Source organism: Marivirga sp. (assembly GCF_035704835.1).
Lineage (GTDB): Bacteria > Bacteroidota > Bacteroidia > Cytophagales > Cyclobacteriaceae > Marivirga.
Genome location: NZ_DASSWQ010000009.1, coordinates 96,160 through 117,086, shown reverse-complemented (window position 1 = coordinate 117,086; position 20,927 = coordinate 96,160). Strand labels below are relative to the sequence as shown.

The following is a 20,927-nucleotide window of genomic DNA, read 5'->3' as shown; positions in this document are numbered from 1 at the left end:
AGGTTTACTAAAAACAGGAAAGAAAGCCCAAAATAAACTTATTCAATCCCCATAGAAAAACAGTGTAGGTTTGGAAGTTGAGCTCAACAGAAGCTCTAATGAACCGCGCCCTTAGCGCGCATCATTAGAGCTTAGATGTTGGCTATACCCTTTTTTAAGACGTACTTTACGTATGTAATCTCCAATGGTCATGACTTTAAGGTTTTAGTTTTAATTTATTCAAATATAAATAATGTTATTGAAACATGAATAAAGTGAATTTTGTTTTTTATTTCCTTTGTGTATGTTTAACTATTAAAACTTATAATTATGAAAAATTTGAGTATTGAAAGAATGGATCAGGTAAATGGTGGTGCTGAATGCGAAACTAATGCTGGTGTAGCACTTGGTCTTGGAGGAGCCTTATTAATTGGAGGTTTAACTGCTGCTACTGGCGGTTTGGGTCTTATAGTTGCAGGTGGAATAGGTTTATATTTTGGAACTGCAGGGAGTTTAATTTGTGCAATGCAATAAAGAAAAAAGATATGAAAATTATAGAACTAGATAAATTAGAAGAAATTAGAGGAGGAGACACATTAGATGGCGTTTGTATTGGCTTTACCATCGGGACTGCGGGTTTGTCAATAGCTTCCGCTGCAAATTTTTGGAATCCTGTAGGTTGGGGGGCAGCAGTTGTACTAGCAGCAGGAAGTTTTGGCTGTGCGTATCGTGATTACGCTCGATCATAAGATTTAAATTGAAATAGTTTGAAAAAAAGAATAAATATTAAAATTGTTTTGGTGGTAATTAATGTGGGACTGATTATAGGGCTTTTATTGAATTATTTTATGGTAGTGGAGAGCCTTTTAATAAGGTCAACTCTATTTTTCATGGTTGCGGTAACCTCAATAATAATACTTATAAGACATCAAAGAAATTGAAATATTGTTTTCACATAACGCTCATGCAATTTTGGGAATATTGAAATGATTGGTTGAATTTAGACCAATCATTTTTTATTAGTTTTAAAATTTATATTAACCTATGAGAAAAATTAAAAGTGATCTTAATTTGTTTGTTTGTTTTTTAATTCTGGGTTACTCAAACTTGTTAATTTTTGAATTTGGTATATTAAATGAAAATCTTTTAATAGATTTTTTAGGAGATCAGATTGCTTACGAAAATATTGTAAGAATTATAGATGAACAAAGGAAATGGAATTGGTTAAAATATCTATTATTTCCATTATTAAGTCTATTAAAATTTACGCTAATTTCTTTTTGGATATTATCAGCAAGTATATTTTTGAATTTCAAAATAAGCTTTAAGTCAATATTTAGAGTTGTTTTAATTTCCGAATTTGTGTGGTTTATACCATCTTTTTTATTATTGGTTTGGTTTGGACTTTTCCATACATCTTATTCTTTAATCGAGGTTCAATACTTTGCCCCCCCCTCTCATTACTCAGCCTTTTTGATGCCAATCAGTTAGATTCATGGCTAATTTTTCCTCTAAAATCTCTAAATCTTTTTGAAGTCATTTATTTATTAGTATTAGCTCTGGGTATCAAAAAAATCATGAAAAAAGACTATGATTCAGCGTTGAAATTCACCTTGCCTGTGTATGGCTCTGCCTTAGTGGTTTGGATATTATTTGTCACATTCTTGTCAATTAATTTAGGCGCATAATGAAAAAGAGACTCCTAATTTTTGTAGTGTTATTAGTGATTGGTCTTTTGTCTTGGATGGGTTATTCAAGTGTTCAAAAATTGGATCAAAAAAGTAGGTCAGAAGTAATTGTTCAAAATCTAAGTTCCTTGACTAATAATCTGGGGTTAGAAATAGCGAATACTGACCAACCTACCATTTTCATGTATTTCAACAGTGATTGTCATTTTTGCCAATGGGAAATGGAACAAATTGAAAAGAATAAAGAAAAGTTTCAAAGCTATCAGTTGCTGTTGGCCTCTTTTGAACCTAAATCCGAAGCGCTTTATTTTCTTCAGCAATACAACCTTGCACATCATTATGTTGAAGTTAATCCTGATTCATTGACAAGCACTATTTCTGGTGGTGTACCACAAACTTTTATTTACGAAAATGGGTCGTTAAAAAAGCATTTCAAAGGGGAAGTGAAAATAGAAGCTATTTTAGAGGTTTTGGAATGAAGGAATAAGGACAAACTTTTCCAAAGTTTAGAACTTTGGAAAAGTTGATGAAAAAAAGATATTTAAACGAACCAACCCAATGTTAAAAAAACTTAACCAATATTTTGTTCAGCAACACGGTCAATCTGATTGCGGCCCTGCATGTTTGGCTTCCATTATTAAATTTCATGGAGGAGAGCATAGTTTGGATGAAATCAGAAGAATTACAGGAACCACCCAAACAGGTACTAAATTATTGGGTCTTTTTCAAGGAGCTAAAGATTTGGGTTTTGAAGTAGAAGGTTTAGAAGCTGAATCTGTTGAAAATTTAAATGAGCTTGATTCGCCTGCTATTCTACATGTGATTCTGGAGAACAGATTACAACATTATGTGGTTTTTTATGGTTTTCAAGACGATCAATTAATTATTAATGATCCGGGCAGAGGTGTAGAATTATGGACAAAAGAAAAACTAGAAAAAGTATGGCAATCCAAAGCCTTACTAAAGCTTACACCCAATGAAAAATTTGAAAAAGTAAAGTCCAAAAAGAAAAAATATGAGAACCTGCTGAGTTGGGTAAAAGAAGACCTCAATATTTTATTGGCGGCACTGTTTTTAGGTATTTTAATTGCCATTTTTTCACTGGCCACTGCTATTTTTAGCCAAAAGCTGATTGATGTTATTTTACCTACAAAAGAAGTCGGGAAACTCATCATAGGATTGGTTTTATTTGGCTTAATTTTATTTATTAGAATGGGGCTAAGCTATGTGCGTTCAACATTTTTGATCACACAAAGCAAAGATTTTAACAACCGAATGATAAGTTCTTTTTTCGAATCGCTTTTGCATATTCCCAAATCCTTTTTTGATTCCAAAAAAACTGGTGATATGGTGGCCAGAATGAATGATACCAGGCGCATTCAATCCTCAATCAGCAACTTAATCGGTAATCTTTTAATAGAGTTTTTGGTCATTATTATTTCGCTTATTGGGGTTTTCGTTTATTCTTGGCAAGTAGGGGTAGTTGTTTCTATTTTTATACCTATCTATGGTTTCATCCTTTGGCGATTGAATAAACCTATCATCAATGCCCAAAAAGATGTAATGAGTGCTTATGCTCTAAATGAAGGAAATTATATAGATGTGATTACGGGCATAGCAGAAGTAAAGACAACAGGAACTATCAATCTTTTTCATAAGTCCACTACCTTATTATACAAAAATTTTCAAGAGCAGATATTCAAATTGGGTAAAATACAAGTAAAGTTTGGGTTGCTAACCGAGTTGGCTGGTATATTATTGGTAATAGGCGTAATTTCTTTAGCCTCCTTTCTAGTTTTAAGAGGGGATTTATTAATTGGTTCTTTGGTGGCTTTATTATCCCTATCTGGCTCTATTGGTCCTTCATTAACTAAAATCGCACTTTTTAATATTCAGTTTCAGGAAGCTAAAGTAGCTTTCAACAGAATGGAGGAGTTTACAGGAATCAAAACGGAAGAGGCAGAAGGAAAAGCAATTGAAATCGAAAAGATTGATAATTTAACAATTGAAAATCTACATTTTCATTATCCCGGTTCATTAAATTTATTGAACAATATCAACATGAAAGTTGAGAAGGGGAAAATCACTACGCTATTGGGAGAAAGTGGTGTGGGTAAAAGTACGATTTTTCAACTCCTGCAAAGGTTTTATACTCCATCGGAAGGATTCATAAAAATAAATGGAAAATCTATCAATGAATTAGATCTAGAGCACTATAGAAAATTAATTGGAGTAGTTCCTCAGGATATTAAGATTTTCAACAATTATTTACTTTTTAATATTTGCCTAAGCGATGACCCTGCTGAATTAGAAAAAGTAGTCAAATGGTGTAAAGACTTTGGCTTTGATCGCTTCTTTGAAAAATTTCCTCAAGGCTATATGACATTGCTAGGAGAAGAAGGAGCCAATATATCCGGAGGTCAAAGGCAACTGGTGGGAATAGCTAGGGCGCTGTATCGAAATCCACAGTTATTATTGATTGATGAGGGTACATCCGCTATGGATAGAAATACAGAGCAATTTATTTTGAATTTATTGCAGCAATTAAAAAATGAAAAGACCATTCTGTTTGTGAGCCACAGAATGAAAGTAGCTGGCTTTTCTGACTACATTTATATTTTAGAAAATGGTAGTATTACCAGTCATGGCGAACCACAAGCATTAATTAAAGAAGAGAATTTCTTTAGTGAATCTGTTAATGAGCTGGTTTATTGAGATGGGGATAAAATCAATCTAACATTTTAAGCTTTAGGTGGTTCTTCAAGAAATCTCATCTACTAAATAAAGAGCTATGGAAAATATCACCTTTGTCAAAATCCTTTTGCTTATCGTATCTGGATTAATTTTTATTTTTGATATTAAGGCTGGCTTTATTTCCTTGATAGTCATGCAAGGGACTATACTCTTATTAGAGTACAGAAAAAGAAAACTCAAAGAGTAACTATGTCCTGAATTCAATATTGAAAAGCTTTATTTTTTTAGTTAAATTCATTTGTTTGACATCATCGCTAATTATATTTACTTTTTTCAGAACAAAATTTTATTTTATTTGTGACCCCGGCAGGAATCGAACCTGCATCTAAAGTTTAGGAAACTCCAATTCTATCCGTTGAACTACGGGGTCTTGCTTAAAATATTAAAGATACATATTGATTTAAAAAAGTGTAGAGTAGTGAATATTTTGAATATATATTTCAGTTTTTAAGAATTGTAAATCTAGATTAGTAATAAGTGTTTTTCAAGTAATTGGGAAAAATTGTGAAATGCTTTGCCTCTACTAATTTTCTCAATTTATTTTTAAGTTCCTCAATATTTTCCTTGTTGGCAGCGGAAATGAAGACTACATCATTTTGCTCTTTATTCCAATAAGTGCTCTTCAGATTTTTAATTTTCTCTTTAACAGTCAAATCTTCCTCATCTTCCAGTAAATCTACTTTGTTGAAAATTAGCAATGTTGGTTTATCGCTAGCTCCAATATCGGTTAAGGTTTGATTTACTACACTAATATGGTCATCTAAAGTCGGATGACTCACATCTACCACATGTATTAAAATATCAGCTTCTCTGATTTCATCCAAAGTGGACTTAAACGACTCGATAAGGTGAGTGGGTAATTTTCTTATAAAACCAACTGTATCTGATAGTAGAAATGGAATATCCTCAAAATTCACTTTTCTTACAGTGGAATCTACTGTAGCAAATAATTTATTCTCAGCCAGTATATCGGATTTTGATAAAAGCGTCATTAAAGTGGATTTCCCTACGTTGGTATAGCCCACAATTGCAACTCTCACAATTTTTCCTCTAGACTTTCTTTGGGTTTGACTTTGCTTTTCAATCTTAGCTAATCTTTCCTTTAATTTTGTAATGGTATTTCGAATGTTTCTTTTATCCGTTTCAATCTCTTTTTCACCAGCACCGCCCCTCGTTGCAGTTCCTCCACGCTGTCTTTCAAGGTGAGTCCACATTCGAGTTAATCGAGGCAATAAATACTGATTTCTAGCTAATTCAACTTGAGTTTTGGCTTGAGCTGTTTGAGCTCGACTTAAAAATATATCAAGGATAAGTAAACTCCTATCATAAATTTTGACTTCAAGTTCTTTCTCTAAATTCCGTAATTGAGAAGGGGTTAAATCATCATCAAAAACTACCCAGTCTGCATTTTCTGCTTGTATGTAAGCATTGATTTCTTCCAATTTACCCTTTCCAACAAAGCTTTTAATATCTGGTTTTTCTAGTCTTTGAGTAAACCGCTTAATTGTTTTAGCGCCAAGTGTGGACGTCAGGAACGCCAATTCATCTAAATATTCATTAACTTTTTGTTCGTTTTGATTTTGGGTAATTATTGCAATCAGAACGGCTTTCTTTTCATCAATTTCTTCTGCAGAATTATTTTGCATATATTAAGTCATAGGTATTATATGTAATTACGTAGAAAATTCAACTTTGATATTGAATTTTCTACGCCATTCCAATTCATTTAAAAAACCTTATTCGGTAAATATTATTTTAATTTATCCAAATAAAGCGCAACTGCTTCAATTTCAGTATTTCTTAATTCATCTGCATAGGCAGGCATTACACCCTTACCTTTCTTAATCCATGCAATTCTTTCATAAAGACCAAGCTTGCTCTTTGATAAATCAGGAGCTTTAAAGAGTCCTTTCTTACCATCAACGCCATGGCATTTTTTACATTCAGCCAAATATATTTCTTCTCCAGTTTTTATTAATTGCACTTTATCGCCTGTAATCATAACTTCTTCTGCATATTGAGCTGGATTATTTTCCGTAGTTGTTGAAGCTTCCTCTTTCGAAAAAGTTAAGCTTCCAACTTCAGAAGCTCCATAAATATAAAACGTTAAGAGTAATGCAATAATAGCCATAGCTTTGTTTTCTTTTTTAAACGCAACGATTCCAATAGGGATAATGATTATAACGATAACCAATTTAACCCATAAATAAGTAGGGGCAGTTGAGCCATATAATGATAGTAAATACCCTCCAGTAGCCAACATGAGTACTCCAAGAATAGGATCAACCATTTTGAACTTGGTTCTTACAGTTGTCAAAAGTTCCTTTTTATTAACTAACAATAAAATGGTTTTGAATAATAAAAAAAGTAAAAATAATGTTACCACTAAAACGTGTGTGTGAAGCATTCCAATTTCCATATCTATTTATTGATTTTTTACAAAAATAATAAAGCCTATGAGATTAATCTCATATTGTCCATTATATTTGAATTTTGCGGATGTTTAAAAGTTAATTAGTATTACTTAATCTAGCTTATATTACTACCTGTCGAAATCTCCAAAACATAAAGAACCGTAAGTGCTTTTATTAAGTAGATTTGTTATTACAATATGAAAGTAGCTATCACCTTAAATACTTCTTGGAACATTTATAATTTCAGGATGTCACTTATTAAAGCACTTCTAAAAGAGGGCCATGATGTGGTAGCAATTGCTCCTCATGATGATTATACTGTAAAGCTTATTGAAGCAGGCTGCGAATATGAAGACGTGACTATGGACAGTCGTGGCGCAAATCCATTAAAAGATATTGGACTGACGCTCGAATTACACACTATTTATAAAAGAGTTAGACCAGATGTAATTTTGCATTATACCATCAAGCCCAATATATATGGGACTTTAGCTGCGGCTATGCTCAAAATTCCTGTAATTAATAATGTAAGTGGTTTGGGCACTATCTTTTTAAATGATGATTGGATTTCAAAAATAGCGTTGAACCTTTACAGGTTTTCATTCAAATTCCCCAAAAAAGTATTTTTTCAGAATCATGAGGATTATCAACTCTTCATGGATAAAAAGCTAATTCAGAAAAATATTTGTGAGGTGATACCAGGTTCTGGAATTGATTTAAATGAATTTACGCCACATCCACCCGAAGAAAAAGCGGAAGGAGAACCATTTGAATTTCTAATGATTTCTAGATTGATAATTGATAAAGGAGTCAGGGAATATGTAGCAGCAGCGGCTATTCTGCAAGAAAGAGGAATGAATGCCAAATTTAATCTGCTTGGTAAGTTAGATGAGTTTCATTCGAGAGGAATTTCGTCAGAAGAATTGAAAGACTGGATAGATGAAGGATACATTAATTATTTGGGAAGTACTGATGATGTTCGTCCGTTTATAAATAAGGCTGATTGTGTGGTATTACCCAGCTACAGGGAAGGCACTCCAAGAACTTTACTAGAAGCAGCCGCAAGTGCTAAGCCCATTGTGGCCTCTAATGTTCCAGGATGTAATAACATAGTGGACCATAGATTGAATGGGATACTTTGTAAAGTAAAAGATGAGGATGATCTTGCTCTAAAAATGAAGGAAATGTATTACATGACCCCTGATTTGCGTAAAGAAATGGGACTGAGAGGCAGAGAAATAGTAGAAAGAAGATTTGACCATAATTTTGTAATTGAGCGTTATTTGAAAGCTATTGACCAAAGTGGTACATTAAAACCAGAACTTCAGCCGTCTTACATAAATAATTTATAAGCATTTCCAATAAAATATTGTCTTTTGGTTAATTGGTTATATTTTTACATTAAGTGAATATCGTTATCAAAAAATTCTATCTATATCCTATTAGTATTCTTACACTTGCGCTGACTCTGGGAAGCTGTAAAGTGTATAAACAGAATATTATTCTTCAAACTGAATCAGATATAAAATCTGAAAACTTTAAGGAAGAAGTTGCTAAAATAGAAGGTGCTTATTCAATTCAACCAGGAGAAAAACTTAATATAGAAGTTTATACGAATAAAGGGGAAAGGGTGATAGATCCTAATTTGGAGTTGACTGCCATTACAGGAGGTGCTGCTGGTGGGGGACGTCTAATGCCTGATAAAGAATTTGAAGTTTTGCCCAATGGAAATGCTATTCTACCATTGTTGGGGGAAACAAAAGTTGCAGGCTATTCAATTGCGGGACTTCAGGAAAAGTTAATAAATGAATACTCAGAATATTATATAAAACCCTACGTAAGGGTTCGACCTTTAAATAGAAGGGTAGTTGTTTTGGGAGGAATAGGTGGACAAGTAATTCCATTAGAAAACGAAAAAATGACTGTGCTGGAAGTGCTAGCGCTTGCTGGGGGTTTAGATAGAGATTCTAAAGGGCGAAATATTCGTTTGATTAGAGGACCTTTAGATGATCCTTCTGTTCAGATCATTAACCTAGCCACAATAGAGGGAATGCAAAAAGCAAACCTAAATGTGTTGCCAAATGATATTATCTACGTAGAGCCAGTCAGAAGAATTTTCACTGAATCGGTTCGTGATATAGCACCAATCATTGGAGTGGTTACCAATGTTGTAACCTTGTTTATTGTTATTCAGAATTTTAACAATGAATAGAGGTGAGTAATCAAAAAACGCGATATAAACGAAATGTAGAATCCGCGCATTCTCACAAGCCCCAAAATCAAGAGGTTGAAGTTGTTGATTTTGATAAATTAAAAACGATTCTAAAGAAAAATCTTCCTTGGGCGATTGTAATTATCTCTATTTCTGTTTTTGTAGCCATTCTCTACGTTCGGTATACCAATGTTAAATATCAATCCTACGCAGAATTAAAACTTAATAAACGAAGCGATGCAAGTGTATTTGGTTTTAATCCACTTAAAGAAGAAAGCAGTAATCTCAATACGCTTTCAGGTGAGGTAGAACTTATTCGTTCAAAACTTTTTTTAAAACAGGTCATTCAAAAACTACCTTTAGATGTTTCTTATTTTGTCATTGGTAATCTTAAAAATGAAGAGCGATATAAGTTTACACCCTTTATAGTAAGTTATCAGGAATCATGTGCAGCCTATGGGCAAAAATTTTATGTTGATATCATTGATAAAGAAAACTTTAGAATAACACAACAGCCGGATTCTGAAAGTTGGGTAAGTCAAAAATTTGGTTCTTATTTTACGATGAATGGGTGTAGTTACAAATTAGAAATCACACCATACTTTTTCAATTCCGAAAATCTGTATTTCTCCATTGCTACAACAGAAAGCTTAATGAGTTATGTTGAATCCAATCTTACAGTATCACCTGAAAACTTAAACGCTAATACTATAAAAATTACTTTTGAGGATTATAATCCTTATAAAGTACAGGCCATTGTGGAGGAAATAAGTGAGCAATACACCCAATACAGTAAAGAACAAAAAAACCGAGCAAACGAGTTAAAAATTGAGTTTTTAAACAAACAATTAAAGCAAACTGAAAATGAGCTTTCAAATTATGAGACTTCCATTGAAGATTTTACCATAGAAAACAAAACGGTGAATCCTTCAGAGGATGTAAGTAGATTGATTTCAGAGATGGTGAAAATGGATTCCATTTTATACGGCATTAATTATCAACTAGGTGAGATTAGAAATATAGAAAATCAACTTGAGAAAGATACGTTAAGCTTCGACCAAATCAATTATTTAGTACTTCCTTCTAGCATGCAGCCCTTGTTTGAGGAGTTTTCAATGCTTAAGAGAGATTTCCAAATGGCGAAAACACGCTACAAGCAGGAAAGCCAAGTGTTGCAGCAAAAAAAATTAGAATTAAATACCTTGAAAGATAGGATAAAAAGCTATTTAGATAACAAAGTTGAAATCTTGGTAGATAGAAAAGAGACGATTTTAACTAGAAAAATTGAAATAGAAAAGACGTTTAACCGATTACCTGCAAAGACTAATGAACTGAATCAGAAAATGAGATTTTACTCTTTATATGAAGAACTTTATTTGTCTTTGATGCAAAAGAAAACAGAGTTTGAGATTGCACAAGCTGGAACATTGTCCGAAGTCGATATTTTAACACCAGCTAATTTACCAAAAAGCCCAATAGGACCTTCTACTAATTTGATCTACATAGGTTCATTCGCAGCCGGTTTTATTTTAAGTTTTATTTTTATTGGGTTCAGATATTTACTTTATGATGAAATTAATAGTATTCGCGAGCTTGAAAGATTAACTACGATTCCAATTATTGCAAAAATCAGTAGATTAAGAAGATACATAGCGAAGAAAAGTGGCGTAATAGTTTCAGAAAAACCAAGGTCTCAAATAAGTGAATCGTTCAGAACCTTAAGAACTAGCTTAGATTTTATCGGTATTAAGGAAGGGAAAAAAGTAATATCCATAAGCTCTACAACAAGTGGGGAAGGGAAAACATTTATTTCTGTGAATTTGGCGGCAATCTTAGCGATGTCCAGTAAGAAAGTGATTATTCTAGATTTGGATATGAGAAAACCCCGTGCACAATATGCATTCAAATTGGAGCAAAATGAAATAGGGATTAGTTCTATTTTGAGTGGAGGTATTCATTGGAAAGAATGTATTAATGTTACAAAAACTGATAATCTTCATTTTATTCCTTCTGGAATTATCCCTCCAAATCCTGCAGAATTATTAGAAGGAGAGTATTTCGATATATTACTAAGTGAACTGAAAGAAGAATATGATATCATTTTGTTAGATACTCCTCCAACTGGTTTAGTCTCCGATGGAATTATTGCATTGAAGAAATCTGATCATTCGCTATTTGTGGTTAGAGCCGATTATTCGAAGCGGTCATTTATTGATGATTTACATAGAAGTCTGAACTTGAATAATATCAAGAATATCTCTTTAATATTTAACGCAGTAAAAAAAGAAAACAAAGGATATGGCTACTATCAAGATTATTATAATGATAATAGCAGTAAATCTATTTCCACTCTGAAAAGGCTCTTCAATAGTTGACAAAGCAAAAAACAGTTTTAGTTACAGGAGCCACTGGTCTATTAGGTAAACAAGTTTTACAACTTTTAGTAACTCAGGATTACAAAATTTATGCTGTAAAAAGAACCTATTCAATTATTCCATTGGAGTCAGAAAAAATTAATTGGGTTCTAATAAATTCCTTTGAAGATAATTTATTTGAGCAAATTCCGATAGCAATTGATTTTGTGATTCATGCAGCAGCTTTGGTGTCCTATAAGAAATCAGATAAGGAGAAAATCTTTCAAATCAATACCAGATGGACTACTAAATTTGCTCAACATGCAAGCGAGGCAAGAGTCGAAAAATTTATTTTCATCAGCAGTATTTCCGCATTAGCTAAAAATTCTAAAGATAATTTGATTGATGAAACTACCCCTAAATCAGAAAAAGAGTTTTTAAGCAATTACGGAAAAAGCAAAAGGAAGGCAGAGGAAAAACTTTGGGAATTATCAAAAAATGGATTACCCATCCTCATTTTTAACCCTTCCGTAATTATAGGCCCTGCCAAGCGTTACCAAAGTAGTGCGCAACTATTTGGTTATGTGAGCGATCAAAAGCCTTTCTATACCAAAGGCGTTATCAATTATATAGATGTGAGGGATGTGGCAAACATTATTGTCGGTAGTTTAGAAAATAAAATAGTAAATGAACAATTTGTTTTAAATGCAGGAAGTATCAGCTATCGAGATTTTTTTAAAGCCATTGCCAAGCAGCTTAATGTTAGAGCTCCATATGTAGGAGTGCCAAAATTTATGGTAATATTTGGAGCAATTATTGAGAACATAGTCAGCAAATTAAGTGGAAAGCCTGCGACCCTGACAATGGAAACTGCTAGAATGGCGGGTAATGATAAAATATTTAATGTGGAAAAGTCAAATAATATTTTCAATCCTCGTTATAAGAACTTAGATCACTCTATTGAATGGACGGTGAAAGAAATGCAGAAAAAAGGTGAATTATAAACTTTAAAAATTAATTCATCGTTGCTTGATTTTTACCTATTAATAAGTAAATTTATTTAAACCTATTTATTAGGCATCCAAACCTTTCGGAATTTGGTAGTACCTTTGTAAACAGGTGCAGATTTTAGCGAAGGGTAGCAAAATGGCAAAGTAGGATAACCACTTATTCATTATTATGAGCGAATTTTTCAGAAACAGAAAAGACGAAGAGAAAGAGTTGATAAAAAAATTCGAGAATCATATTCAGGGCAATGATTTCCACTTTTTCGATGTGGAAGAACTTGAAAAAGTGGTTGAATTGTATTTAGACAATGACAAATTCTTGAAAGCACTAAAAGCTAGTGAATTTGCAGTTGAACAATTTCCCTTTTCAGTCGAGCTTTTGATTCTCAATGCACATGTTTTAGCAAGCAATACAAAATATGACAGTGCACTGCAAATCTTAGATAGAGCTGAAAATATTCAGCCTAACGATGTTGATTTATTATTAACGAAAGCAAATGTTTTAAGCATTTCTAATAGAAATAAAGAAGCAATTGAATGCCTTGAAAAAGCGCTAACTTTTGCGGAAGATAAAGATGAGGTATTATTTCAGATGGGAATGGCTTATCAACAACTCGGAAATTATGAGGAAGCCATTAAAAATTATAAATCGGTATTAGAAGAAAATATTGACCATGAAAGTGCGATTTATGAATTGGCTTATTGCCTAGATATAACCGACCAACTGGAAGGAAGTATTGCCTATTATGAAAAATTTATTGATGCCGATCCTTACTCTTACCATGCCTGGTATAATTTGGGTGTAGTGCTTCATAAATTAGGGAAATATGAAAAAGCCATAGAAGCTTATGAATATGCAGTGGCAATAGATGAGAATTTTGCATCTGCCTATTTCAATATGGGGAATACCTATTCCGCTCTTGAAGAAAACAATAAATCATTAGATGCATTTTCCCAAACTTTAAGAATTGAAGGTCCAAGCGCTGAAGTTTTTTGCCGAATGGCTGAAATTTATGATAAATTAGATCAAGTTGATTTGGCCATCAAATATTTTCAAAAAGCTGTAAAATTTGATTCTCTTTATGATGAAGCTTATTTTGGAATGTCTTTATGTCTCATTGAACAAGAGAAATGGATTGAGGCAATACATTTTTCAAAAAAGGCTATAAAAATAAATAAGCATGAATCTAAATATTGGCAAGCATTAGCAAATGCTGAATATCAATTAGGTAATCAAAATTCAGCGATTGATGCTTACGAAGAAGCTGTTGCGCTTGATCCTGAAGAGGTTAGCTTATTTTTGGACTGGTCATTTATCTATTTTGAATCAGGTGATTTAGAGATTGCTATCAATATTATTAAAGAAGGAATGGAGGATAACCCTGATGCTGCTGAGCTCTATTATAGAATGACTTCCTACTTAATTGAATACGGTAAATACAAAGAAGCCTTTATCTTTCTGGAAAATGCATTAGTTTTGGACTTTGAAATGCACACAGTGCTTTATGAATTCTTTCCAAAAGTGGAAACTCAAAAGGCATTGTTCAAAATCATAGACCAATTCAGAAAAGATAACCAGTAAAACATGAACTACGAATTAAAAGACATCCCTGAAAGACCAGCAAAACCAAGAGATGTAGGATTTACCATGGCTATGGATAAAGGACTTAGCCTACGAGAAGTAGAAGATTTCATTGATAGCAGCGGGGAATATACCGATATAGTTAAATTAGGATGGGCTACTTCTTATGTCACTTCTAATTTAAAAGATAAACTAGCACTTTATAAAGAAGCTGGTATCCCAACTTATTTCGGAGGGACGCTTTTTGAGGCTTTTATCATTAGAGACCAATTTGAGGATTATCGTAAATTGTTGGATAAATATGACATGCCTTTTGCAGAAGTTTCAGATGGTTCTATAGAGTTGCCTCATGATTTGAAATGTGAATATATCAGAAAGCTTTCTGAGCAAGTCACTGTTCTTTCGGAAGTTGGATCTAAGGATGCAGAAAAAATTATTCCTCCATATCAATGGATTGAATTAATGCAAACTGAACTGGATGCTGGAGCCTGGAAAGTGATTGGCGAATCAAGGGAAGCAGGTAATGTGGGCTTATTCCGTGCTAGTGGAGAGGTTCGTTCCGGATTGGTTCAAGAAATTTTAACCAAAATTCCTTTCGGAAAAATCATCTGGGAAGCTCCACAAAAGGCACAGCAAGTTTATTTCATTAAATTAGTGGGAGCAAATGTAAATCTAGGAAATATTGCTCCTAATGAGATAATTCCTCTGGAAACCATTCGTTTGGGCTTAAGAGGTGACACATTCCATCATTTTTTAAATAATAAAGATTTACTTTAAACCAGTTTTTTGTGCGGTCAATTAAAGAATATTTTGTTCTGCTTTTAAAAGGTATTGCAATGGGAAGTGCAGATGTGGTTCCTGGTGTATCAGGGGGTACTATTGCATTTATAACAGGGATTTATGATGAATTACTGAATAGTATAAAATCTGTGGATGGAACTGCTTTTAAATTGTTGTTTCAGTTTAAACTCAAAGAATTTTGGAATCACATAAACGGTTCTTTCCTTATTACTTTATTGACAGGAATTGGTATTAGTATATTCAGTTTAGCCAAACTTATCAGTTTTATTTTAATTACATATCCTGTCTTAGTCTGGTCATTTTTCTTTGGTTTGATTATTATATCAGCGGTTTTAGTGGCAAGAGATATCGAAGTAAAAGACTGGAAAGCGCTTATAGCTGGAATAATTGGAGTTTTTATTGCTTATATTATAACCGCAGCCAGTCCTTCCCAAACTCCAGATGCCTGGTGGTTTATTTTGATTTCAGGAGCTATTGCTATTTGTGCTATGATACTTCCTGGCATTTCAGGAGCATTCATCCTTTTGATTTTAGGGAAGTATAAATACATTATTGAAGCGGTTGAAACATTTGATGTGGCTACTTTAGCGATTTTTGCTATTGGGTGTATCATCGGGCTATTGAGTTTTGCGCGATTGGTTTCATGGTTTTTAAAAAATTATCAGTCCATCACCGTGGCTGTTTTAGCTGGTTTTATGGTGGGATCATTGTATAAAGTGTGGCCATGGAAAGTAGTAGATTCTTTTCGTATTAATAGTGCAGGAGAACAAGTTCCGTTGTTTGACCATAATGTGTTGCCAAAACAATATTTGGAGGAAACAGGTCAAAATCCACAATTAATTGAAGCCATATTAATGGCTAGTTTGGGTATTTTCATTGTAGTAGCCATTGAGAAAATTGCAAGTATGCTTAATGTAAAGAAAGAAGGGTGATGAAAACATATGGTTTGATCGGTTACCCGCTTGATCATTCCTTTTCAGGAAAATATTTTGGAGAAAAATTCGAAAAGGAAAATATTCAAAACTGCGAATATCGATTATTTCCTCTCGAAAATATTCAGGGATTTGTGAATTTAGAAAAGCAGAAAATTGCTGGGCTCAATGTCACAATCCCTTATAAAGAACAAATTATCCCCTATTTAGATGAGTTAGATTCACACGCCAAGGCAATTGGTGCCGTAAATGTCATTCAATTTATTAACGGTAAAACCAAAGGCTATAATTCGGATTATTATGGCTTTAAAGATTCTCTTTCACATTTTTTGCCAAAAGATTTCAAATCGAAAGCGCTTATTTTAGGAACAGGCGGAGCTTCCAAAGCCATTAAACAAGTATTGACAGATTTATCAATCCCTTTTAAAATAGTTTCACGAAAAGTGGCTTTTGATTTTACTTATGAGGAGTTGAACGCAAAACCTGAAATTATTCAAGATTTCCAACTGATAATCAACACCACACCATTGGGCACTTATCCTAAAGTGGAAGAAAAGCCTGATTTACCTTATGAAGCGCTAACAGAAAATCATTATTTTTACGATTTGGTTTATAACCCATCTGAAACGGCTTTTATGAAAGCAGGGGCAACGAACGGAGCTAAGACAATAAATGGATTGGAAATGTTGGTAGGTCAGGCTGAGAAGTCATGGGAGATATGGAATAAAAATTAAAATTATGAGTGGCAAGGAATACCTTAACAAAAAGTTTGGCTACATCAAGAAGCTAAGCATAGTAATCATAGTGGTAAATATTTCATACTTCTATTTTAAATATGCTATTAATAGTCCTTCAGTAGATATAAATACGATATATATAGTGTCGATGGGGATAACCGTTATAAGCGCAAGTTTTATATTGAATCATGTTAAGGATTTAGTGAAGTCTGTGAAGTGATTATACCTGATAATATATTCTTCAAATTTCGCCAGAGGCGATTGTAAGTTCCACTAGCCGGAGGCAAGCCGGAAGGAAAATATTTGTAGTCTATCGCCATCCTCTGGATGGTGATGATTACTCGCGCCTCAGGCGCTTGATAATAAGGCTCTTCAATAAATGCCCCTTATTTCTCAATTAATTTAATGATCTATATTTTCAACAAAACCTCTCCAAATAGCCTTTCATCTCTTCCTGAATTTCCTTGGCCTTCATTCCAGCTGTTTTAGCAAAATCTTTCTCTGAAGAAGAGTAGATAATCCCTCTGGCTGAATTGACTAATAAACCACCATTTGCATTCAGTCCATATTTTGAAAGCTCTTGCAGATTTCCTCCTTGTGCGCCTACGCCTGGTACCAATAAAAAGTGATTAGGAACTGATTTTCTGACTTCTTGAAATTCTTTTGATCGGGTGGCACCAACCACATACATCAGGTTTTCTTTCGTTCCCCAATTTTGAGAAACCTCCAATACTTTTTGATAAATCTTTTCTCCTGATTTTAATTCTTCAAACTGAAAATCTTTACCACCTTCATTAGAAGTTAAGGCTAGTAGAATTACCCATTTATCCTCAAATTCAAGAAATGGCTTAACGGAATCACTCCCCATATAAGGGGCTACAGTAATAGAATCAAAATTCATTTGCTCAAAAAATGCTTTTGCATACATTTTGGAGGTATTGCCAATATCTCCTCGCTTGGCATCAGCAATCTTAAATACATTCTTTGGGAGATATTCTATCGTTTTTTGTAAGCTTTCCCAGCCTTTTATTCCCAAGGCCTCATAAAAAGCAATATTGGGTTTGTAAGCCACCGCATAATCAATTGTAGCATCAATTATTTGCTTATTAAACTCGAAAATGGGGTCTTTTTCTTTTAAAAGATGTTGTGGAATTTTATTGATATCTGTATCTAAGCCAACGCAAAGGTAGCTTGATTTAGATTTGATTTGATGGGAGAGTTCTTGGTAGTTCATAAAAGCTAAAAAACCCGCAAGGTTTTGGAAACCTTGCGGGTTTAAATTTAAAATTATCTAAAATCTAATACTTCAATATTTGGATATTCAGATGGGTCAAAAATAAAATCTTCAGCTGTTAAAGAATTATCTACTTTGAAGTTGGTTACTTCATAATTGAAGATATTTCCTGCTCTATCGAAAATCGTCCATTTATCTAATAAATTAGTTTTCTTATCAATCTTCAATCTGATTTTGTAAAATGATTCATCTTTATCTTCAGGCACTAAGTCAATAACATGATATTGGGCATTGCCTTCTCCAGCCATATAGATATATTTATAACCCTCCTGGTAAGCTTTATAAATTTTGCTTGGATTCATCTCGCCTGCTTCTTCATCGTAATTATTGATGGTGACTTCATTAGCTTCTCTCAAATAAGTCCAAACAGTTTCGTTATTGTTTACTATTAGCTGACCAGCAACATCTGCTTTGAATTTATCCCCCATTACTACGATTTCTCCTTTAAAAGTATCAGTGATATTCTCCATTTTATTTTCCAAGGTTTGGGAGAAAGTAGCTGTAAAACCTGGAATGTTGGTGTACTTGCTACTCATCTGATCCAAAATCTCTTTTGCTTTTGGGTCTTTTTGTGCAGTTGCTGTGATGCTATAAATACACAGCATCATAATTATTGTTAATTTTCTCATTTCTTTTACTATTCTAATTTAATGATTCTTGTCAATATTGTTCAATAATTGTTCCAAACTATATTCGTCAGGAATTAATACTTCACGAGCTTTACTTCCTTCAAAGGAGCCCACTATACCTGCAGCCTCAAGTTGATCAATTAATCTGCCGGCTCTGTTATATCCTAATTTTAATTTTCGTTGGATAAGTGACGTACTACCTTGTTGGTGTAGTACAATTAATTTAGCCGCTTCATCGAATAACGCATCCCGATCGGATAAATCAACTTCTCCAACTTTGCTATCGTCATCATCCCCTGCAAATTCAGGAAGCTGATAAGCTCTTTCATAACCGCGCTGGCTTCCAATGAATTCTACTACTTCATCAATCTCAGGCGTATCGATAAAAGGACATTGAAGTCGAATTAAATCAGATCCTTGAGATAATAGCATATCTCCCATTCCCACTAACTGTTCAGAACCGCCAGTATCTAAGATGGTTCTAGAATCAATTTTGGAGGTCACTCGAAAAGATAAACGAGCTGGAAAGTTAGCTTTGATAATCCCTGTAATAACATTTACGGAAGGTCGTTGCGTTGCTATAATTAAATGAATCCCAATTGCACGAGCTAGTTGAGCTAGTCGCGCAATAGGAGTTTCTACTTCTTTACCAGCCGTCATCATCAAATCTGCCAACTCATCAATTACTAACACAATGTATGGCAAGAATTTATGTCCTTTTTCAGGATTCAATTTTCTGCTGATGAATTTGGTATTGTATTCTTTCAAATTTCTACAACCTGCATCTTTTAATAAATCATATCGATTATCCATCTCGATACAGAGTGAATTCAGCGTATTAACCACTTTTTTAGTATCCGTAATAATTGGTTCTTCAGTACCAGGTAGCATGGCCAAAAAGTGTCTTTCTAATTTGTTGAAAAGAGTTAATTCCACTTTTTTAGGATCAACTAATACAAATTTAAGCTGCGATGGATGTTTTTTATAAATCAAGGATGCCAACATGACATTCAAGCCAACTGATTTACCTTGACCGGTTGCCCCAGCCATCAGCAAGTGAGGCATTTTGGCCAAATCAGCAATGTATACATCATTACTAATGGTTTTACCCATAATAATTGGCAATTCCTTATCACTTTTTAGAAATTTATCAGTCGCCAAGACCGACTTCATGCTCACCATCTCACGGTTCTTATTCGGAACCTCAATACCAATAGTTCCTTTCCCCGGGATTGGCGCAATAATACGAATACCTAAAGCCGCTAAACTCAAAGCAATATCATCTTCCAAATTTTTAATTTTGGAGATTTTAACTCCAGCCTCTGGTACAATTTCGTAAAGCGTAACGGTAGGGCCTATAGTGGCTTTAATACTTTGAATTTTGATTTTAAAGTTGGTTAAAGTCTCCAAAATCTTATCCTTATTGGCTTCTAATTCTTCTTGAGTAACTTTTACTTTTCCAGAGTCATGATCAGCTAAAAGGTCTAAAGTGGGGTATTTATAGGAAGATAAATCCAAAGTGGGATCGTAGTTTTCAACCTTTTTACCCAATTTTTCGTCAAAGGAAGATTCTTCCACTTCCATTTCTTGCTTCTTTTCTTCTTGAGGAGGTTCTTCTTGAATCACCTTATTTTCTAATGTATTTTCAACCTCCATTGTCAATTCTTCCTGAGGAGGTGCTTTTTTGGGTTTCTGTTCGACTACTGTCCAAGTGCTGGCATCATCTAAAGATTCCTCATCCTCAACTTCTTCTGGTTGATTTGAATCTACCTTTTCTTCAGATGCATCAACAGACTTTTCTTCAGAGAAACTGACAGATTCATCAGCTACTTCATCACTAATCTCAATTTTGGATTGAAAGGAAAGCAAGGAGGTAACGTTAAAGTAGAAAACGATAAATACTAATAAGGAAAGAATTAAAATCAAATAAGTACCCCATCCGAAAAGGCTATTAAAAAGCACTGCTAATTCATAGCCAATTCCACCGCAGAGGAAAGAGAAGGCCGTAATTTTCCCAGATTCGAACACCATAAAGCCTAAAAGCAAACTGAACCAAAAAAGGAAAAACACCATAAAAGTGAAGGCACTTTTTATAGAGAAAATCACTTTATTGAAAGTAATACGATAGCCTGCTAAAAATAAGAAAGGCGGAATTAGGAATGCAGCCAAGCCAAACCATTTGAAAATAAAATAATAGGCAGATTGTGCTCCTAAAAGCCCAAGCCAGTTATCCATTTCTGAACCAGATGCTTTCACTCCAGTTTCTGACACAGATTGCAACACACTCATATCAGCTTTGCCTGTGAATAAATAAGAAACAAAAGCTGTAAATAAAAAAATGGAGGTCGTTAACAAGAAAAATCCAAAGGCCAAATGTAATCTTCTGTCTTTTAGAAAATCCAATTGGAAATTAAATTTAGTGGACGACTTCTCTTTGTCCCCTTTTTTAAAAGTATTTGATTTATAGGTGTTCTTTGCCATAGATTATGCTGACTAAGTGACAGTAAATTTGCATAATTTCATTTCAACCGCAAATTACGAATC

Annotated in this window: 19 protein-coding genes and 1 tRNA gene; 14 read left to right on the top strand and 6 right to left on the bottom strand. The window is 33.7% G+C overall.

The genetic code is table 11. The annotated features are described in order from the left end of the window. Positions 1 to 309: 309 nt before the first annotated feature. The 6 genes from VFM92_RS01660 (at position 310) to VFM92_RS01635 (ending at position 4,608) form a co-directional block, all read left to right on the top strand. A complete protein-coding gene (locus tag VFM92_RS01660; protein ID WP_325120453.1) occupies positions 310 to 513 on the top strand; it encodes a hypothetical protein in 204 nt (67 codons plus the stop codon). An 11-nt stretch (positions 514 to 524) separates the two neighbouring features. After that, positions 525 to 728 carry a hypothetical protein gene (locus VFM92_RS01655; protein WP_325120452.1) on the top strand — a complete coding sequence of 68 codons (204 nt, stop codon included), beginning with the start codon at positions 525 to 527 and terminating at the stop codon, positions 726 to 728. 295 nt (positions 729 to 1,023) lie between these two features. Further along, positions 1,024 to 1,470 (top strand): hypothetical protein, encoded by a 447-nt coding sequence (locus tag VFM92_RS01650; RefSeq protein ID WP_325120451.1) that lies wholly within the window; start codon positions 1,024 to 1,026, stop codon positions 1,468 to 1,470. A gap of 196 nt (positions 1,471 to 1,666) precedes the next feature. Then, positions 1,667 to 2,146, top strand: a complete 480-nt coding sequence (locus VFM92_RS01645) for a hypothetical protein (RefSeq protein WP_325120450.1) — start codon at positions 1,667 to 1,669, stop codon at positions 2,144 to 2,146. Between the two features lie 79 nt (positions 2,147 to 2,225). After that, entirely contained in the window at positions 2,226 to 4,382 is a 2,157-nt protein-coding gene (locus VFM92_RS01640; protein ID WP_325120449.1) for a peptidase domain-containing ABC transporter, read from the top strand. A 76-nt stretch (positions 4,383 to 4,458) separates the two neighbouring features. Beyond that, positions 4,459 to 4,608, top strand: a complete 150-nt coding sequence (locus tag VFM92_RS01635) for a hypothetical protein (RefSeq protein ID WP_325120448.1) — start codon at positions 4,459 to 4,461, stop codon at positions 4,606 to 4,608. 111 nt (positions 4,609 to 4,719) lie between these two features. Here VFM92_RS01635 and VFM92_RS01630 read toward each other — a convergent pair. The 3 genes from VFM92_RS01630 to VFM92_RS01620 all read right to left on the bottom strand — a co-directional run bounded on the left by VFM92_RS01630 (position 4,720) and on the right by VFM92_RS01620 (position 6,840). Beyond that, positions 4,720 to 4,791, bottom strand: a tRNA-Arg gene (locus tag VFM92_RS01630). Between the two features lie 97 nt (positions 4,792 to 4,888). Further along, positions 4,889 to 6,067 carry a GTPase HflX gene (gene hflX, locus VFM92_RS01625; protein WP_325120447.1) on the bottom strand — a complete coding sequence of 393 codons (1,179 nt, stop codon included), beginning with the start codon at positions 6,065 to 6,067 and terminating at the stop codon, positions 4,889 to 4,891. Positions 6,068 to 6,171: 104 nt separating this feature from the next. Continuing rightward, positions 6,172 to 6,840 (bottom strand): cytochrome c, encoded by a 669-nt coding sequence (locus VFM92_RS01620; RefSeq protein ID WP_325120446.1) that lies wholly within the window; start codon positions 6,838 to 6,840, stop codon positions 6,172 to 6,174. Positions 6,841 to 7,032: 192 nt separating this feature from the next. On the opposite strand from VFM92_RS01620, the gene VFM92_RS01615 reads away from it, so the two are divergent. From VFM92_RS01615 to aroE, 8 genes are all read left to right on the top strand, one after another. Next, the gene (locus VFM92_RS01615) at positions 7,033 to 8,187 is read left to right on the top strand and encodes a glycosyltransferase family 4 protein (protein ID WP_325120445.1); all 1,155 of its coding nucleotides are present in this window, start codon (positions 7,033 to 7,035) and stop codon (positions 8,185 to 8,187) included. A gap of 53 nt (positions 8,188 to 8,240) precedes the next feature. Beyond that, the gene (locus tag VFM92_RS01610; protein WP_325120444.1) at positions 8,241 to 9,047 is read left to right on the top strand and encodes a polysaccharide biosynthesis/export family protein; all 807 of its coding nucleotides are present in this window, start codon (positions 8,241 to 8,243) and stop codon (positions 9,045 to 9,047) included. A 2-nt stretch (positions 9,048 to 9,049) separates the two neighbouring features. After that, positions 9,050 to 11,422: a GumC family protein gene (locus tag VFM92_RS01605; RefSeq protein ID WP_325120443.1), complete on the top strand. Its 2,373-nt coding sequence runs from the start codon at positions 9,050 to 9,052 to the stop codon at positions 11,420 to 11,422. Next, the gene (locus VFM92_RS01600; protein WP_325120442.1) at positions 11,419 to 12,405 is read left to right on the top strand and encodes an NAD-dependent epimerase/dehydratase family protein; all 987 of its coding nucleotides are present in this window, start codon (positions 11,419 to 11,421) and stop codon (positions 12,403 to 12,405) included. Before VFM92_RS01605 ends, VFM92_RS01600 begins: the two co-directional genes overlap by 4 nt. Before the next feature lie 175 nt (positions 12,406 to 12,580). Continuing rightward, a complete protein-coding gene (locus tag VFM92_RS01595) occupies positions 12,581 to 13,990 on the top strand; it encodes a tetratricopeptide repeat protein (RefSeq protein ID WP_325120441.1) in 1,410 nt (469 codons plus the stop codon). A 3-nt stretch (positions 13,991 to 13,993) separates the two neighbouring features. Beyond that, the gene (locus VFM92_RS01590) at positions 13,994 to 14,767 is read left to right on the top strand and encodes a phosphosulfolactate synthase (protein ID WP_325120440.1); all 774 of its coding nucleotides are present in this window, start codon (positions 13,994 to 13,996) and stop codon (positions 14,765 to 14,767) included. A gap of 11 nt (positions 14,768 to 14,778) precedes the next feature. Then, positions 14,779 to 15,723 carry a DUF368 domain-containing protein gene (locus VFM92_RS01585; protein ID WP_325120439.1) on the top strand — a complete coding sequence of 315 codons (945 nt, stop codon included), beginning with the start codon at positions 14,779 to 14,781 and terminating at the stop codon, positions 15,721 to 15,723. Then, positions 15,723 to 16,457 (top strand): shikimate dehydrogenase, encoded by a 735-nt coding sequence (aroE, locus tag VFM92_RS01580; protein ID WP_325120438.1) that lies wholly within the window; start codon positions 15,723 to 15,725, stop codon positions 16,455 to 16,457. The genes VFM92_RS01585 and aroE overlap by 1 nt, the downstream gene beginning before the upstream one ends. Positions 16,458 to 16,878: 421 nt before the next feature. On the opposite strand, the gene pyrF is transcribed toward aroE, so the two are convergent. From pyrF to VFM92_RS01565, 3 genes are read right to left on the bottom strand one after another with little or no spacing between them, the layout of a single operon-like run. Next, positions 16,879 to 17,694: an orotidine-5'-phosphate decarboxylase gene (pyrF, locus tag VFM92_RS01575; protein ID WP_325120437.1), complete on the bottom strand. Its 816-nt coding sequence runs from the start codon at positions 17,692 to 17,694 to the stop codon at positions 16,879 to 16,881. Positions 17,695 to 17,747: 53 nt separating this feature from the next. After that, positions 17,748 to 18,383 carry an outer membrane lipoprotein carrier protein LolA gene (locus VFM92_RS01570; protein ID WP_325120436.1) on the bottom strand — a complete coding sequence of 212 codons (636 nt, stop codon included), beginning with the start codon at positions 18,381 to 18,383 and terminating at the stop codon, positions 17,748 to 17,750. Positions 18,384 to 18,401: 18 nt separating this feature from the next. Beyond that, positions 18,402 to 20,864, bottom strand: coding sequence for an FtsK/SpoIIIE family DNA translocase (locus VFM92_RS01565; RefSeq protein ID WP_325120435.1), 2,463 nt, complete (start codon positions 20,862 to 20,864; stop codon positions 18,402 to 18,404). Positions 20,865 to 20,927: the final 63 nt, after the last annotated feature.